At 69.5% G+C, this 14,078-nt stretch carries 21 protein-coding genes and 1 pseudogene; 6 read left to right on the forward strand and 16 right to left on the reverse strand.

Translation table 11 applies throughout. The features are described from left to right. Nucleotides 1-153 precede the first annotated feature (153 nt). A pseudogene (locus QJS33_RS17090) lies at nucleotides 154-976 on the reverse strand (transposase family protein). 209 nt (nucleotides 977-1,185) lie between these two features. On the opposite strand from QJS33_RS17090, the gene QJS33_RS17095 reads away from it, so the two are divergent. Next, nucleotides 1,186-1,344: a hypothetical protein gene (locus tag QJS33_RS17095; protein WP_372339675.1), complete on the forward strand. Its 159-nt coding sequence runs from the start codon at nucleotides 1,186-1,188 to the stop codon at nucleotides 1,342-1,344. A gap of 97 nt (nucleotides 1,345-1,441) precedes the next feature. Here QJS33_RS17095 and QJS33_RS17100 read toward each other — a convergent pair whose 3' ends face one another. The 15 genes from QJS33_RS17100 to QJS33_RS17170 form a co-directional block, all read right to left on the reverse strand. Then, nucleotides 1,442-2,170 (reverse strand): hypothetical protein, encoded by a 729-nt coding sequence (locus QJS33_RS17100; protein WP_306368988.1) that lies wholly within the window; start codon nucleotides 2,168-2,170, stop codon nucleotides 1,442-1,444. Further along, nucleotides 2,167-2,727, reverse strand: a complete 561-nt coding sequence (locus QJS33_RS17105) for an RNA polymerase sigma factor (protein WP_306368989.1) — start codon at nucleotides 2,725-2,727, stop codon at nucleotides 2,167-2,169. Before QJS33_RS17105 ends, QJS33_RS17100 begins: the two co-directional genes overlap by 4 nt. Before the next feature lie 8 nt (nucleotides 2,728-2,735). Further along, complete coding sequence (locus tag QJS33_RS17110; protein WP_306368990.1) at nucleotides 2,736-3,326, reverse strand: hypothetical protein; 591 nt, start codon at nucleotides 3,324-3,326, stop codon at nucleotides 2,736-2,738. A gap of 321 nt (nucleotides 3,327-3,647) precedes the next feature. Beyond that, nucleotides 3,648-4,181, reverse strand: coding sequence for a hypothetical protein (locus QJS33_RS17115; protein ID WP_306368991.1), 534 nt, complete (start codon nucleotides 4,179-4,181; stop codon nucleotides 3,648-3,650). 10 nt (nucleotides 4,182-4,191) lie between these two features. Next, complete coding sequence (locus tag QJS33_RS17120; RefSeq protein WP_306368992.1) at nucleotides 4,192-4,569, reverse strand: AAA family ATPase; 378 nt, start codon at nucleotides 4,567-4,569, stop codon at nucleotides 4,192-4,194. A gap of 244 nt (nucleotides 4,570-4,813) precedes the next feature. Further along, complete coding sequence (locus tag QJS33_RS17125) at nucleotides 4,814-5,830, reverse strand: protein-L-isoaspartate O-methyltransferase (protein WP_306368993.1); 1,017 nt, start codon at nucleotides 5,828-5,830, stop codon at nucleotides 4,814-4,816. 29 nt (nucleotides 5,831-5,859) lie between these two features. Further along, nucleotides 5,860-6,267: a lasso peptide biosynthesis B2 protein gene (locus QJS33_RS17130; protein WP_306368994.1), complete on the reverse strand. Its 408-nt coding sequence runs from the start codon at nucleotides 6,265-6,267 to the stop codon at nucleotides 5,860-5,862. Between the two features lie 8 nt (nucleotides 6,268-6,275). Continuing rightward, entirely contained in the window at nucleotides 6,276-6,554 is a 279-nt protein-coding gene (locus tag QJS33_RS17135; protein ID WP_306368995.1) for a PqqD family peptide modification chaperone, read from the reverse strand. Beyond that, nucleotides 6,551-8,338: an asparagine synthase-related protein gene (locus QJS33_RS17140; protein WP_306368996.1), complete on the reverse strand. Its 1,788-nt coding sequence runs from the start codon at nucleotides 8,336-8,338 to the stop codon at nucleotides 6,551-6,553. The genes QJS33_RS17135 and QJS33_RS17140 overlap by 4 nt, the downstream gene beginning before the upstream one ends. Before the next feature lie 8 nt (nucleotides 8,339-8,346). After that, nucleotides 8,347-8,466, reverse strand: coding sequence for a lasso RiPP family leader peptide-containing protein (locus tag QJS33_RS17145; protein WP_306368997.1), 120 nt, complete (start codon nucleotides 8,464-8,466; stop codon nucleotides 8,347-8,349). A 134-nt stretch (nucleotides 8,467-8,600) separates the two neighbouring features. Beyond that, complete coding sequence (locus QJS33_RS17150; protein WP_306368998.1) at nucleotides 8,601-9,473, reverse strand: helix-turn-helix transcriptional regulator; 873 nt, start codon at nucleotides 9,471-9,473, stop codon at nucleotides 8,601-8,603. Then, a complete protein-coding gene (locus tag QJS33_RS17155) occupies nucleotides 9,440-9,985 on the reverse strand; it encodes a DUF6879 family protein (protein ID WP_306368999.1) in 546 nt (181 codons plus the stop codon). The genes QJS33_RS17150 and QJS33_RS17155 overlap by 34 nt, the downstream gene beginning before the upstream one ends. Further along, on the reverse strand, nucleotides 9,969-10,169 hold the full coding sequence (locus QJS33_RS17160) for a hypothetical protein (protein WP_306369000.1): 201 nt from the start codon (nucleotides 10,167-10,169) through the stop codon (nucleotides 9,969-9,971). The genes QJS33_RS17155 and QJS33_RS17160 overlap by 17 nt, the downstream gene beginning before the upstream one ends. Before the next feature lie 119 nt (nucleotides 10,170-10,288). Continuing rightward, nucleotides 10,289-10,525: a hypothetical protein gene (locus QJS33_RS17165; RefSeq protein WP_306369001.1), complete on the reverse strand. Its 237-nt coding sequence runs from the start codon at nucleotides 10,523-10,525 to the stop codon at nucleotides 10,289-10,291. Between the two features lie 146 nt (nucleotides 10,526-10,671). Continuing rightward, nucleotides 10,672-10,944 (reverse strand): hypothetical protein, encoded by a 273-nt coding sequence (locus QJS33_RS17170; RefSeq protein ID WP_306369002.1) that lies wholly within the window; start codon nucleotides 10,942-10,944, stop codon nucleotides 10,672-10,674. Nucleotides 10,945-11,096: 152 nt separating this feature from the next. Between QJS33_RS17170 and QJS33_RS17175 the strand changes: the two genes are divergently transcribed. From QJS33_RS17175 to QJS33_RS17195, 5 genes are all read left to right on the forward strand, one after another. After that, on the forward strand, nucleotides 11,097-11,786 hold the full coding sequence (locus QJS33_RS17175; protein ID WP_306369003.1) for a Scr1 family TA system antitoxin-like transcriptional regulator: 690 nt from the start codon (nucleotides 11,097-11,099) through the stop codon (nucleotides 11,784-11,786). Then, complete coding sequence (locus tag QJS33_RS17180; protein WP_306369004.1) at nucleotides 11,783-11,950, forward strand: DUF397 domain-containing protein; 168 nt, start codon at nucleotides 11,783-11,785, stop codon at nucleotides 11,948-11,950. Before QJS33_RS17175 ends, QJS33_RS17180 begins: the two co-directional genes overlap by 4 nt. A 114-nt stretch (nucleotides 11,951-12,064) precedes the next feature. Next, a complete protein-coding gene (locus QJS33_RS17185; RefSeq protein ID WP_306369005.1) occupies nucleotides 12,065-12,238 on the forward strand; it encodes a DUF397 domain-containing protein in 174 nt (57 codons plus the stop codon). Between the two features lie 330 nt (nucleotides 12,239-12,568). Further along, entirely contained in the window at nucleotides 12,569-12,997 is a 429-nt protein-coding gene (locus QJS33_RS17190; RefSeq protein WP_306369006.1) for a hypothetical protein, read from the forward strand. Further along, nucleotides 12,994-13,431: an ATP-binding protein gene (locus tag QJS33_RS17195; protein ID WP_306369007.1), complete on the forward strand. Its 438-nt coding sequence runs from the start codon at nucleotides 12,994-12,996 to the stop codon at nucleotides 13,429-13,431. The genes QJS33_RS17190 and QJS33_RS17195 overlap by 4 nt, the downstream gene beginning before the upstream one ends. The last annotated feature ends 647 nt before the right edge of the window (nucleotides 13,432-14,078 follow it).

Genomic DNA, 14,078 nt, shown 5'->3' on the forward strand with positions numbered 1-14,078 from the left:
CCAGCGTCCTTCAGCGGTCCGGTTCCGGATCGGCCCGGCTTTGAACAACGGGTGGAACCCCTCGGAGGAGAAGCCGAGAAGTCGGCGGAAGGCGTTCCCTGAGGGCTTTACGGGCCTGCTGAACTCGTCGCCTTCGCCGTCTACAGAGGTATCTCAACGAGTTTGTTTTTCTATGGTGGTCAACGCCAGAGCGGCCTGCACGATCATGCCGATCTTGCACGGGCTCATCGTGGTGTGCCGCAACACCCGCCACCGGCCGACCAGTACCGCCATCGTGCGCTCGCCGATGCACCGCAGACCACGTAGCAGCAGGTTGCGGGCCCGGTCGTCGACGTCCCAGCGCTCCTCGTCCACTTCGGGCGGGCGCTTGAGCGGGGGTGTGCACACCGGTTCCCGCCCCGTCGTATCCGGGATCGGCGAGCACCACCAGCTCCTCGGCCGCGGCCTTGTGCAAAAGAGGGAACACGTGCAGGCGGGCGGCGGTGATGTCCGCGGTCGATCCGGGCTCGACATCGGACACCCACAAGGGTTCTCCGCGGGCGTCGGCGAGGAACTGGACGTTGTCGCCGTGGCGGTGCCTGTGGCCGCTGTACCAGAGGTCCTTCTTGCCGTCGGAGCCTTTCTCCGAGCAGCGATCACAGGCGAAGAGCTTGCCGTCCGGCACGATCGGCCTGGCGGGCGCGGTGCGGGCGTGTTCGAGGACTTGGTGCAGGTCGGGGGCCTGGTCGGCCAGGACCGCGACGCCCTCGTCGATGTAGCGGTAGCCGGTGGCGCGGGAGATATGGTCGTCCCTGGCCAGGGCCTCGATGGAGGTGTCATCGCAGAACCATCGCAGGAGCAGGACGGCCTGCTTGTAGCAGGACAAGGACCGGGAACGGGCGGGGGTGCCGACGCGGCGGCGCTCGGCCGCCGAGAGGGAGGAAACGCGCCGAACGGTGTCCACGGGCACGTCGAGGGTGGCAGTACAGGGAACCACGTGGAGCCTTTCAGGTGGACCGGCACGGTTTCGTCACCTCGCCTTTTACCTGGGGCTCCACGCCCGTGTCAGGGTAACGACGGTTCACACCCCGGTATCGCATTTCTGCTGTTCGTGGCTTTCCTCCCGGTCTCCGAACTCGTTGAGATCACCTCATAAAGCCCGTAGGGCATGGAAACCAGGGATAGTTCCCGACCGGGCACGCGCTGATCGACCACCGCCTCTACCTGCTCGCGTCCTGGACCGGTGGCGCCACCCGTCGACACGCGGCCGGGGTCCCCGACACGACCCGTTTCGCCACCGAGCCCGAGTTGGCCCGGCAGAGGATCGCCGCTGCCGCCGTCCTGGAGCACACCCCCCACACGTGAGCGGTCGGCGACGAGGTCTACGGACACGACCCGCACTTGCGCGGCCGGCCGGAGAAACGCGGGGTGGGTGGGGTACCTGGAGCCGCTTGCGGATGAATCAGTGGTCGAGCACGCTCGGGGTGTCGAGGTAGTCGACGGTGCGGGTGGTGCCGTCCCGGAGGGTGAGGGTGAACCGGCTGCCGAGGGTCTCCGCGTCGTAGAAGTCCCGGCCCTCCCAGGCGGCGAGGAACCACCCGTTGGAGATGGTCGCGGGCACCTTTTCCCCGCTCTGGGTGATGACGGACACCGCGGCCACGTCCGCCCCGACGGGTCCGTAGGCGTAGGCGAGCCCGTCCTTGGCGGCGTCGGGGAAGTTGCCTGCGCCCGCGAGGAGCAGCCCGTCGTCGGGTGCGGGGACTGATCCCTCGAACCGCTCCCAGTTGTCGTCGGGATCGCTGCCGTTGAACGACACGCTGAACCTGTGGTCGTCACCCATCCGCCCCAGGAGGAACTGGGTGTCCCCGACCGTGACGTTCGCGATGATGAGCACGCCGATGTCGGTGACGCTCCCGACGGTGATCACCGTGACCTGCTCTGTCGAAACTCCGGGGAGACGGGCGTCGGGGACGTACTGCGGCAGTACGAGGACTCCGGCCGCGACCGCGCACGCGGCGGCGATGGCGATCTTCAGGCGCGGCAAGGGCACCGTGAGGCGGGCCCGGGTGCGGGAACGCGCGACCTCCTCGACGACCCGGCGGTAGTTGCGGGCCCGGGCCGCGTCCGAGACCTCCTGGGGGGCGGGGTCCAGCGTGCGAAGGAGCGCCTGTTCTGGGTATTCGTCGTTCATGATTTTTCCTGCGGGAGCAGAGGCCTGGTGGGACGGGGGTTCTGGAGCAGTGCCCGGAGCCGTTCCCGGGCGCGGCTCAGGCGCATCGCGGCCCCGGAACGCCGGATTCCCAGCACGGTGGCCGCTTCGGCGGCGGTGAGGCCCTCCCACGCGGTGAGCGCGAGGATCTCCTGGTCGGCCGGTTTGAGCCGGTTCCAGGCCCGTTGCAGGTCCGTGCGGATACTGATCTCGCCGCTGTGCGTGGAGACGGACAATGCGGGTTCCCTGCCGTCGTCGTCCAGGGGGATGTCGAGTCCGGTCTTGCGCTCCCGGCTCCGGCGCGAACCGGCGAGTACCCTCCGCGCCACGCCGAACAGCCAGGGGCGGGGGTCGTCGAGGTCCTCGGGGAGCTTGCGCCAGGCGATCACGAAGACCTCGGCGGCGAGTTCGTCGGCGTCGTTCAGGGCGCCCCGGCGGGCGAAGTAGCGGACGAGGTCGGCGTAGTGGGCTCGGTGCATGTCGGCGAAGCGGTCGTCGGGGACGACCGCCTCGCCCTCAGCACCCGTGCGGCGGAACATGGGTCGGGTCAGCCCTCGGTGACGTCGAGGTAGCCGATCTCGGAGGTACCGCCGTCCTTCAAGCGGAGTACGAACACGGCGCCCAAGGTGTCGCGGTCGTAGAAGTCGTCCCCTTCCCACGCGGCGATGAAGTAGCCGTCGGCCACCTCGGCGGTGACGTCGTCGCCTCCGTTCGTGCGGATCTCCACGCCGGTGACCTCCTCCCCCACACTGCCGTGGACGGTGGCGATGCCTCCGAGCGCGGCGTCGGGGAAGTTCCCGGCGCCGCTCAGCGCGATCCCGTCGGGAGCAGGAGTCAGGGTTCCGTCGAAGTTCTCCCAGCTCTCGCCCGGGTCGCCGTCCACGAAGGCGCTGAACCGGTAGTCGTCCCCGTTCCTGCCCAGCAGGAACACGTGCTTTCCGACGCTGGTCGAAGCGATGATGTTCGTGCCGTCCTGTGTGGTCGCCCCCACCTGGATCGCGGTCGGCACCGTTCCGGTGCCACCGCCCGCCAGCGGGGACGACGTTGCGCCGCCGGCGCAGGCGGTCAGACCGAACGCGAGCGCTCCGGCGAGTGCCATGCCTGCCAGCGACAGCTTTCGGACCGTGGTGTGCGACATGATCTTCCTTCCCGTGCGTCGGCCTCCGGTTGATGCCGACACCCAGGACATGGCCGTGGCCGCCGTGAGTGTCACAACCGGGATCGAAAAGATTCTGACGGGGACTCGCCCCATCCGCGGCTCGACACGGAACACCCCCATCGGAAGCTCCGCTCCCAAAGGACTCGGCCGCCGCCCGTACCTGTACACGGACGGCGCAAAGGGGAGGTGTCGTGGCCGTGGCGAGAACCGGGGGCGATCCGGTTCCGTCGGCCCCGCCCGGGAGTGGCGGCGGGAGTCACGCTGGGGCTGAGGAGGGGCGCCGCCGTGATGCGGGCCGCCTCACCGGTCGGTGTGTGCGTCACGGGTTTCGGGATTCCGTCTGATCTCCCACGGGACGCCGTTCATCAGGTGGGAGTCGCCGACGACGGGGCGGTGGACGTTCAACTTCTTGGTGACGCGCCTGAGCCTGTCCTTCAACCCGGCGAGGGGGGTCGCCACCCCGATCAGCCTGCGCCCTCCGTCGGGCGGTTCCACCGCCAGGCGCACACGGGCCTCGGGGCAGGCCAGTGCCGCCAGGCTGAATTCCCGCCGGCTCCCCTGCCCCCAGCGCGCGGCCATGTGCAGGACGGCCAGGGAGCGGAAGAACTTGAGGCCGACCTTTTCCGCGAGGTCGTCCGGTACCTCCGCGCCCGGATACGTATAGTCCTTCACCTCGATCAGCCACAGGGTGCCGTCCTTCACGGACACGAGGCCGCAGCCTTTGGAATGGAACGGCGATGGTGTCGCCCTGCGCTGTTCGGGCCACTCGTCCGACCTCTCCAGTTCCCAGCCCTCGGGAAAGACGAAGAAGGATCCATCGATCTCGACTTCCACCGGCATGGAGTCAGACTCCCAGGTAGCGCAGACTCTGCGACGACTCGGCCTCCAGGGCGGCGATCGCACTCAGGTCCGCGGGGTCCGTGGCGTCTTCGGCCCGGACCGCCCGGGAAAGCGAACCCTCGTCCGTCTGAGTTTCCCGGTAGAGACCGATGTAACGGGGCTCGATCGAGCTCTCCGGGGGCTCCTCGTTGAGGAGCAGTTCGAGTTCCCGCAGCAGGAACACGCTGTGAGTGGCGACGAACACCTGGGTCCCGCCGCGGGCGAGGGCGAGGACGGCCCTGGCCACCGCCCGCTGCGTCCTGGGGTTGAGGTTCGCCTCCGGTTCGTCCCAGAAGCGGATTTCACCTCCCGGGAGCGGGCGCCGAGGACACTCCTGCCCCAACCCCTGGGTGGCAGAGGTCGCGGGGGCGCCTTGCCCCGCTCCCTGGGGTGGGGGAGGGCCGGCACGGCCGGGGCCACGCCATCTGCGGCCGGGCTTTCAAGCGAGCATGGAGCGCTTCCGGGTTCGCAGGCGGACCATCGTCTCCCACCCCGGGCGGCGCACCGAAGGACTCCCGGCCGCGCCGGGGAGCCCTCCTGCTTCGGACCGCTACCCCCGAGCGTAGCGCGGACGGTGGCATACAGGTCTACATCGTCGCCCGCACCCGCCAGCCGTTCCCCACCCGGCTCAGTACGGGGACCAGCTCCGCGTACCCGGGCCGCCCGGCCCCGCGCCAGTCCGCGGCCCACCCCCGGAGCCGCGCCAGTGCCGACCCGTCACCCGCGTGCAGCACCTCGCCCGTTCCCGGAGTGAACACCGCGGCCCCCTGCCGGTCGGCGTACCCGAGCCCCCAGCCCAGGCCCTGCGCGCCCACCGTGCACAGTTCCTCGGCCCGGGTCGCGTACAGGTACGGAGCGATGCCGCGCGGCCCCTCGCCCTGTGCCAGCACGGGCGTTCGCGTACCCTCCGCCGCCAGTTCCCGCAGCACGCGCTCGGCCGTCTCCCGGTCTCCGGCCGCCCACCCGGCGGACAGCCACCACGCCGTCGCCCCGTGCTCTACCAGGGCGCCCACGCCCCGGGGCGGTATCCACCACTGATCGAGCACCTCGGCGTGCAGCTCCACGTAGCCACCCTCGAAGAGCGCCTCCCCGTGCGGAACCCCGTCCGCGTCCACCCGGGCCCGGAGCATCGCCCCGGCCTTGGCCCGCGCCGTCACGTCCACCGGCAGCACCAGCAGCGCGCCCGGAACCGCCTGCGCCGCCCACGCCCCGGGCACCAGTTCCGGCCGCGCCCACGCCACGACCCGGTCAAACCGCCCGTGCCCCGGCGCCCCGAGCAGCCCGTCGCCCACCACCGGCACCACGTTGCGCCGGCCCTGCCCGCGGTGCAGGTCGGCGGCCCGCGCACTCAGGTCCGCCATCACCTCCACCGACACCACCTCGCCCGCCGGCCCCGCCAGCTCCGACAGCAGCGCCCCGGAGAACCCCGACCCGGTGCCGATCTCCAGTACCCGCATCCCCGGACTCACGTCCAGCCGGGCCAGCGCCTCCGTGATCGCGGAGGCCGCCGTGGACTGGGTGACCAGTCCCCCATCGGGCCTGCGGGTGTACAAGTCCTCGTCCACGGCCGCCAACGCCGCCCGCACGGCGGATCCGTACTCCATGTCTCCCCTTGTGTCTCTTGTTCGCGCGGTCACACGCGCATGATCAACAGGTAGGGCCGATCCGGTGCCGCCGCTTCTCCCACCGGCCGCCCCTCTGCCTCGACCCAGGCGTGGGCGGTGTAGGGCATCATCCGCGCCCCGACACACCAGTCGACCCGACGCCCCAGCAGAGCCGCGGTGAACACCGCCGCCAACGAGTTCTCCAGGCAGGCCGCCCGCCCCGGGAACCACACCCCGGCGCGGCGCGCCGCCACCACGGCGACCATCGCCTCATCGAAGCCTGCGGGGCGGCGCACCAGGCGGCGCAGCCACCCGACGACCCGCACCGCGCGTCCTATCGGCAGGGCCGACAGGGTGACCGCGACGGTGAAACCGATCAGACCGGCCGACAGTCGTAGGGGCCCGCAGCGGGTTGGGGGCAGCGGTGGAAGTGCCATGTGCGTGCTCATCCGTCCGTCTCCGCGTCCACGAGCACTCCCCGTTCCCGCAGGTCGGTTGTCAGGCGCAGGACATCGTCGAGCGACCGCTCCTTGTCCACGCCCCAGGTCGCCGCCAGTTCCCCCGCCACCTCTTCGATGGTGGAACCGGACGTGAGTCCTCTCCACACGACTGCGGCTGTCGGATTCAGTGCCAGAAACCTTCCCGAGGCCAGATCCAGTAGCACCGCACCGTCATCGGTGCCCGTGAAGTGGACACCGGGTGCGACACTCCACCGAACCGTCATGCCCGCTCCCCGTGCTCGTCCGGCGCCGTGCGGTCGTCGAGACCGCGCAGCCACACCTCCGCCGCCACCGCGTCGGCCAGCGCGCCCATCGCCACCCGTCGGCCCTCGACCGCCGCGTCCAGCGCCGCCAGCACGAGGGCGGGGCGGATCACCCCCAGGTCGCCCAGACGGGACTCCCGGAACAGCGCCCGCAGCCGGTTGGCGTTGCGGCGCACCCCGTGGTACTCGCACGCCCCGTAGTCGCCCTTGGTGCTTCGCTCGAACCGCTCGCCGGGGAACGCCGCTCTCCACGCCTGAGCCAGGAGGGGCTTGGCCCGCACCGTCGACACGCGGTGCCGGGCGGGGACGGAGAGACAGGCGGCGAGCACCTGGTGGTCGAAGAACGGCAGCGCCACTCGAACCCCGCACGCGTGGGCCACCTGTAGGAAGGACCGGCTGGTGGCCGCGTGCCAGCGCACGGCCCGCAGCGCATGGGCGTCGGCGCCGTCGTTCTCCTTGTGCGCCGACACGGCCGCTTGGCGCAGCCGCTCCGCCGCTTCTCCCCGGGCCCGGGGTGCGCCCCAGGCCGCCAGAGGGCTTATCGCCGTCCAACCGATCGCCGCCTCCCAGGGCGGTACCGCATCGGCCCGGTCTGCGGTGGCGTGGTGTGACAAGCGCTCTGCGGCATCCAGGAGAGCCTCTGCGTAGGACCGGCGGGAGGTCGCCCACACCGCTCGGAGAACCCGATGGAACGGGCGCTGGCGAAGCGCCGCCCAGCCCCGGCACTCCCGGAGGAACTCCCGGGTGCGTGCGGGCGCGGCCAGGTAGGTCATCGGGGCGCCGACGACCGCGTCCCCGCCGTCTCCGGCGAAATGGACCTCTGTTCCGCCGGCCGGGGCCAGCCGGTGCGCGGTACGTGCGTGCAGGACGACGTCGGCGCTGGGCAGGTCCGTGAACGAGGCACGGTCCAGCAGGGAGAACGGCAGGGTGTCCGGGCCGCCGTGGACGACCTGATGGCGCAGGCCGGGGACCGTGCTCGCCAGGCGGGAGGCGTGGGCGAGGTCATCGGTGTTGTCGGCGAACCGGTCCGTGTAGGTGATCGCCTGCACGTCGCCGTCACCGTGGTGCCGGGCCGCGAGCAGGGCCGTGAACGAGGAGTCCATGCCCCCGCTGAGATCGGCGGTCACTCGGCCGGAACGGGGAAACCGTGCGGTCACGGCATGGGTCAGTGCGGCGGCCAGGGTCCGGGCCGCCTCCACAGGATCGACATCCGGTGCCGACCGGAAGGGGAATCGGAGCCGCTCCACCCGCGCCGCACCGCCGCGCAGGACCAGCATGTGGTCCTGGGGGAGTTCGGTGATCCCCTGGAACGGACCGCCACCGGGCAGGGTGCCCACGGCATCGGGGGCGAACAACCGTGCAGCGAGGCCGCCCGAATTGATTCGGGGCCGGTCCGTGCTGAGGAGTGCCGTCGGAGTCAGGGCGAAGCGGGCCGGGGCGCTCACACCGGCCTCTCTGAACCAGACCCGGAGAACCCCTGCGAGGTCACCGGTCACCGCCGTCTCGTCCGTGTCGTGGCAGACGACCCCGTAGCGGCCGGGGAACGCCCGAAGCGCTTGTAGGGCTTTGGCGGGCGGGGCGGTCCCTGTGGCGGCGAACTCCTTCTCCACGTCCGCGGGGTCGGCGAGACATTCGCCGAACAGGATCGCCCCGCGGCGCTCGTCGCCGACGTGCCGCACCGGCACCGCGGGGTGCCGGGCGGCGGGGGCGGTCAGCGCGTGTTCCACGCTCGACGCCGTCGTCATCGTGCGGATCAGTTGTACCGGGCGGTGTTCATGTCGGCGGTGTCGTGCGCGCCGGTGCCGAGGATGAGTTCGCGGGCGTCACCGAGGTCGGTGACGGTCGGGGGCTCGTAAGCGGTCTGCTGCTCCACAGGGCGTCCTTCCGAGAGGGTGAGGGCGAGGCGAGGGCCTTCGCTCCCGCATGAAGGAAGACTATTCCTGGAACTTTAGATGATCAAGGAATAGTTCTGTGGCGGTTCGGTGAGATCAACCCGATGAGAGGCCGTCAGGTGTGGTCGCGTGCCAGCTCGGCCAGGAACGCCCGGGCCTCGTCGTCGTAGACGGCGGCGTCCGCGAACAGTTGGAAGACGTCCAGGTAGAAGCGGACGTCGCGGGACTCGGTGATGTTCCGATGGGTCGTGAAGCTCTCCACCGAGACCTCTTCCTCATCGAGGAGGACGAACCCGTTCTTCGGTACTTGGGGGACGGGAACATTCCAGGGCAGGACGCCGATGCGGAGGTTCTCCGCCGTGGAGAGGTTGGCCAAGCGGTCCATCTGGGCGCGCATGGCCGCGGCGCTGCCCAGGCGCCAGCGCAGGGCGGCCTCGGTGATCACGAAATGGAACGAGTGCCGTGGATCGAACAGGATGGTCTGGCGCTCCATACGCGCACGCACCGCCTGTGCCACGTCGGCCCCGCCGCTCGACAGGGGCTGGCTGAAGACAGCGCGTGCGTACTCGGGGGTCTGGAGCAGGCCGGGGACCATCGTGGGCTGGAACGAACGGATCGTCTCGGCCTGTCGGGTCCTTCGGCCGATGTCCTCCTGGGTCCGGTGCAGGCCGCGTTTGCGCAGCATCCTCAGGGACCTGTAACGGTCGTTCAGCGCACGCGCCAGTTGCTCCGTTTCGGCGTGTTCATCCTGCTGAGGGCGGTAGAGGTTCAGCAGCGATCGCACATCGTCGCCGGAGGGGGTGACCCGCCCGGTCTCGATCTTGGAGACCTTGGATTGGCTCCAGTCCAGGAGTTCGGCGACACGTGTCCCGGACAGGCCGGAAACCGCGCGAAGCCGGCGGAGGCGGTCGGCCAGCTCGGCGCGGTCCTGTTGGAACGACTCAGATATGGCTATCAGTCCCGGTGGTACTGCGGGTGGGCACTCCAATACTGGTCGAAGGGTACGGCCTGGGCCAGAGCGAGATCACGTTGGGCGCGGTAATGCGCCAGATCGGGGTTCTCCACGAGCTCGCTTCTCAGGTACTCGCCGTCCTCGCGGTAGATCATCCGCACCGCGTGGGATTCGTCGAAGAACCAGAAATCCTCGTTCAGGAGACCGTCCGGGCGGCCGTGCTCGGCGGTGTCGAGGATGAGGATCTCCTCCCCGGCCCGGGCGTTGAACGAGTACCCCCACTCCATCTCGTACCGCAGGTAGTCCGTCAGGGGACTGTGGACGACATGGACGCGGTAGCGGCGAACGCCCTGCGCGACATGATCCATGATCCTCCGCATGTACGGGGTGACCACGCCCACCCGGGGGCAGGGTTCACCGGCCATGTAGGCGCGGAGCTTCCCCCCTTCTGACACCGGGTTGTAGACGGGCAGGGTCTCCAGGCGGAACACACTCTTGACGGAGGAGGTGAACAGGGCCTCGAACCGGTCGTCATCGAGCTTCGCCACGAAGCCCCTCCAGAAGGGCGTGGGGAATCTCGACGGCGCCTTCGCCCGGCGGGAGTCCCAGCTTTTTCAGGACGTCCGGGTCACTGATCGCGTATCCCTGCACGATGTAGCTCTTCCGATCGGTCGTGTACACGGCGGGACACTGGTCGTCCTCGCAGCCGCCACTGATCTTGGTGAACTCCAAGAGGTCTCCTCAGGGAGAGAAGGAGCGCGTCTCTTCGAGAGTATTCTTGGAATTGCTGCCTGTAAAGGAATAGTTCTCATCCCTTTTCTTCAGTGGACCGGGGCCATGGCTGCCCGGGTTCAGTGGCGGGCGTCGCGCCAGGGCTGGGGCAGGGCACCGCCGCGGGTGAGGTGGCGGTGCAGGGCCTCGAAGGCCCGGTCGGCGGCGCGGAGCAGCGCGGCGGTGTCGGCGTCGGGGTCGGCGGCCTCGCGCAGGAGTGAGGAGAGCAGGTCGAAGAGTTCGTCGGCCCGTTCCCGCTGGAGGCGGGTGGCGGGTCGGCCGCACCGGGCGGGGCGGGTGTCGGGGGCGGTGGGCATCGCGGTGTCCTTTCCGGGGTGTTCGGGTGTGCGGGAGCGGCGGCGGGGCAGCGGAGGCGGTTGTGCCGGGCGGGGCCGCGGGACCTGGGGTGTGCGGGGCCGGGTGAGGCGGATGAACTCGGCCCAGGTGAGGGGGCCGTCGCCGGTCACAACCGCCCCAGGAGTTCACAGACCAACTGCCGGGCGAGCAGATCCTCGCCCCCCTGGCGGGCGAGGGGGACAGCGGCGTGCGGTTCGCCGGGCATCGGCCGCCACCACTGCCCGTCCACAAGGCGGACGGTGATCCGCCGCCCCGCGTGCTCCGCCCGCACCGAGCCGGGGAGGTCGCCGTCCACCACAGCCACCCCCCGGCGGCGCAGGGCCGAGTGCAGCGCCAACACTGCGGTTTCGGTCTCCTGCAACTCTGTCGAATCGTGCATGCCCCCAGAGTGCGCCCACCCTTGATTTATGCGCCAGCGGAGGATGACTTTCCGAATACCGAGGACACGAGCGGGGAACTTGTTGTACAACCTGTTTCATGGTTTCCCCTCTTTTCCGTGAGGTGCTCGCAACCCACCTGACACTGTCGGGAATGACGCAAAAGTCGCTTTCCGCGCGTTCGAGGGTTTCGCAGGCGTCCCTGTCCCGTTACCTTTCCGGCAAGACCCGCCCCTCCCGCCCTGCCGTGGACGCGCTGGACGCCGCGCTCGGCACCGACGGGCTGTTGCTGGAGGCGTGGAAGAGTTCCGTCAACGAGGAGCTGCCGCCGTTCCTGCGGGACGTGGACTACCTCGAACGCGAAGCGACGCGAATCGACCTGGTGTCCCCCGTGGTCGTGCCCGGCCTGCTCTGGTCCCCGGGCTATGCGGAGGCCGTCTACCGGGCGGGCCGGAAGGTCGTCGACGTGGAGCGCCTGGCGCGCATGCGCTCCAACAAGCTGGGCCAGATCTCCGCGGCCGTCGCGGCGGTGTTCCCCGTGACGGCGCTGACCTGTGTGCCCGAGCCGGTCCGGACGGAGCAGGTCGAGCACCTGCTGAACCTTCCGGAGCGGGTGGCCGTCCACCTACTCCCGGAGGGGACCCTGCTGATGGGCATCCCCGGTCCGATGATGCTCTTCCGCCTCCACGACGGTCAGGAGATAGTTGCAGCCGATCAGCTAGAAGGAAACCAGGTGTACAACGATGCGCTTCTCGGCCGGGCACGAGAACTTTTAAGGGATGCCCTGTCGGTATCGTTGCCACCGATGATCAGCATGCAGCGTCTCCGGGAGATGGTGTCGTGAGTACCGAGTGGCACAAGTCGAGTTACAGTGGCGCTTCCGCGAACTGCGTGGAGGTCCGCGAGTCCCCCGAGCGTGTCGACGTCCGCGACACCCAGTACCAGGACGCCGGATGCCTCACCTTCTCCTCCTCCGAGTGGATCGCGACCCTGGCGACCGCCAAGTAACCACATTCGCACAAGACCCCGGACGGCATCCCAGAGCCTTTGTTATGCGTGGGCGTCCGCCGGGGAGGGAAGGCTCCGGACAGTTCCGCATGACCCTTCACCTTGGGAGTGGTGATGACCATCTCGACTGAGTGGCACAAGTCGAGTTACAGTGGCTCGTCTTCGAACTGCGTGGAGACCCGCGAGCACACTTCTGGTACGGACGTCCGCGACACCCAGAACCGCGAGGCCGGGCACCTGACCTTCTCCTCCTCGGAGTGGGTCGCGGCCCTGGCGACCGAGAAGTAACCCTGACCGCACGAGGCTCCGGGCGTCGCTCGGGGCCTTCGTCATGCAGAAACACGGGCACGGAACTCCGCTGATCGCACCAAATCCACCAAATCGAACTTATGGTTCTTTTTCCTGGAAAAGCCACTCGACTTCTCCATTTCCAACGCCCTGACCTGGCGAAACATGCGGGTGTGGATCTTCTTCGGAGATCCGTCCGAAAAATGTGCACGCAGCCCTCGGATTGCCTTATCCTGGCCCCACAACCGAAAAAACTCGTGACCCCGCGACGCTTGTCCAGCGCCCGGGGTCGTGGCCAGCATCCAACCCTTAGACACAAGGAATGCCAGCGTGAGCCAGTTTACTGCCGCGCTCTTCAGGGCTGCTTTCGCCCTGCTGCGAGCGCTGTTCACTTCCCCGCGCGGTCGTCACCACCGGCGCCGTGCCTCCCGGGTCCGCCGCTACGCCGCGAACCCCGCACCCGCCGTCCGGCCCCTGTCGCCCGCCGCCCCGCGCCTGGCCGAGCCGCGCGAGACCTTCCCCGCCGACGACATCGCGCTCGTGCGGCCCTACTACACCGCCCACGAACAGGCCCGCATCCAGGCCGCCGCCACCGCACGCCTTCAGCAGTGGACCGCGCCCCGCATCCCCAAGCCGCGTCTCGGGGAGGGCGACCTGCTCGCCCCCACCCCGCCGCCCGTGACGTTCGAGGACCTGGCCGACGCCGTGCGCCGCTGGCAGGAACAGCAGCAGAAACAGACGGCGGGGGTGGGCGCATGATGACCCCGACCCGGCTGTGGACCCACCGCCTCTACTCCGGCGACCTGTCCCGCCTGTCCACCGTGCGCCGGGACCTGCGCGCCGACCTGGCCGGGTTCGACGACGACCTCGCCGACACCCTCATCCTCTGCGGCAGTGAGCTCTTTGCGAATTGCGTCAAGTACACCGCCTCGGGCCAGGAGACGGGGCAGGTGGTCCGGACCCTGTGGTCGGTGGATGGCCGTTCGCTGATCCTGGGGTTCACCGACGACGGGCTCGGCGGGGGTGTTCCGAGCATCCCGACGGAGCGCACCCGTGGCGACTGGGAGACCGCCGAGGGGCAGCGCGGGCTGCTCATGGTCCAGGAGTTGTCCACAGCCTGGGGATACTCGCCCGTCTGTCCGTTCGGTGACCTGGGCACCCACACCTGGGCCGCCTTCACCCTCGCACGGTGACCCCGTGCGCGGGCTCCCCGGCGTGCCGGGGAGCCCGCGCGCCCTCAGCCCCGGAAGTCGTAGTCGTTGCCCTTCCCGGTCATGACCGGAGTGAGGGTGGCGGACATTGCCCGGGAGGCAGTCCGGCGCTCCTCCAAGAGCATCAGGGTGTGGGTCGTCCTTGACGGTGACGAGGTCTCCGTCCCGCTTGGCGGCGAGCAGGTCCAGCTCCTTGGGGAGGCTGCGCCCCAGCAGCCGGAACCCGCCCTCGGATGCGGGTTCCGGATCTGGACAGGGCGGTGGTGTTGAGGGAGCGTAGGTCGGAGAAACGAGAGGGTCTTTGAACCGTGTGAGCGGGGGCGTGTACACCGAATCTGGTTCGGGTGCGGGAACCCCGGATTGCGTGCAGAGTGTTCGTTCTGGTCAAAAGCCTGTGAGGGTTGAAAGTGGCCTGGGTCATAGGTTGGAGCGCGCCAAGGGGGGTGGTTGCGTGCGGAGGGGGTGTGTCGTCGCAGGTCACGACCCCTGAAAACAGGGAGGGGTTCGGCAGGCCTATAAAGCCCGTAGGGCATGGAAACCGTAACGTGTGCGGTCAGTTCTTTGTCGGTGCGGCCGAAGGCCTCGAAAGAGTCCGGCAGGCCTATAAAGCCCGTAGGGCATGGAAACAG

Source organism: Nocardiopsis sp. CC223A, from assembly GCF_030766825.1.
Taxonomy (GTDB): Bacteria; Actinomycetota; Actinomycetes; order Streptosporangiales; family Streptosporangiaceae; genus Nocardiopsis.

What these genes read in the sequence shown, in the direction of transcription:
- QJS33_RS17100 (WP_306368988.1), bottom strand. Translation starts at nt 2,170, where the DNA reads ATGAACGACGAATACCCAGAACAGGCGCTCCTTCGCACGCTGGACCCC.
- QJS33_RS17105 (WP_306368989.1), bottom strand. Translation starts at nt 2,727, where the DNA reads ATGTTCCGCCGCACGGGTGCTGAGGGCGAGGCGGTCGTCCCCGACGAC.
- QJS33_RS17110 (WP_306368990.1), bottom strand. Translation starts at nt 3,326, where the DNA reads ATGTCGCACACCACGGTCCGAAAGCTGTCGCTGGCAGGCATGGCACTC.
- QJS33_RS17125 (WP_306368993.1), bottom strand. Translation starts at nt 5,830, where the DNA reads ATGGAGTACGGATCCGCCGTGCGGGCGGCGTTGGCGGCCGTGGACGAG.
- QJS33_RS17130 (WP_306368994.1), bottom strand. Translation starts at nt 6,267, where the DNA reads ATGGCACTTCCACCGCTGCCCCCAACCCGCTGCGGGCCCCTACGACTG.
- QJS33_RS17135 (WP_306368995.1), bottom strand. Translation starts at nt 6,554, where the DNA reads ATGACGGTTCGGTGGAGTGTCGCACCCGGTGTCCACTTCACGGGCACC.
- QJS33_RS17140 (WP_306368996.1), bottom strand. Translation starts at nt 8,338, where the DNA reads ATGACGACGGCGTCGAGCGTGGAACACGCGCTGACCGCCCCCGCCGCC.
- QJS33_RS17165 (WP_306369001.1), bottom strand. Translation starts at nt 10,525, where the DNA reads ATGCCCACCGCCCCCGACACCCGCCCCGCCCGGTGCGGCCGACCCGCC.
- QJS33_RS17170 (WP_306369002.1), bottom strand. Translation starts at nt 10,944, where the DNA reads ATGCACGATTCGACAGAGTTGCAGGAGACCGAAACCGCAGTGTTGGCG.
- QJS33_RS17175 (WP_306369003.1), top strand. Translation starts at nt 11,097, where the DNA reads ATGACGCAAAAGTCGCTTTCCGCGCGTTCGAGGGTTTCGCAGGCGTCC.
- QJS33_RS17185 (WP_306369005.1), top strand. Translation starts at nt 12,065, where the DNA reads ATGACCATCTCGACTGAGTGGCACAAGTCGAGTTACAGTGGCTCGTCT.
- QJS33_RS17195 (WP_306369007.1), top strand. Translation starts at nt 12,994, where the DNA reads ATGATGACCCCGACCCGGCTGTGGACCCACCGCCTCTACTCCGGCGAC.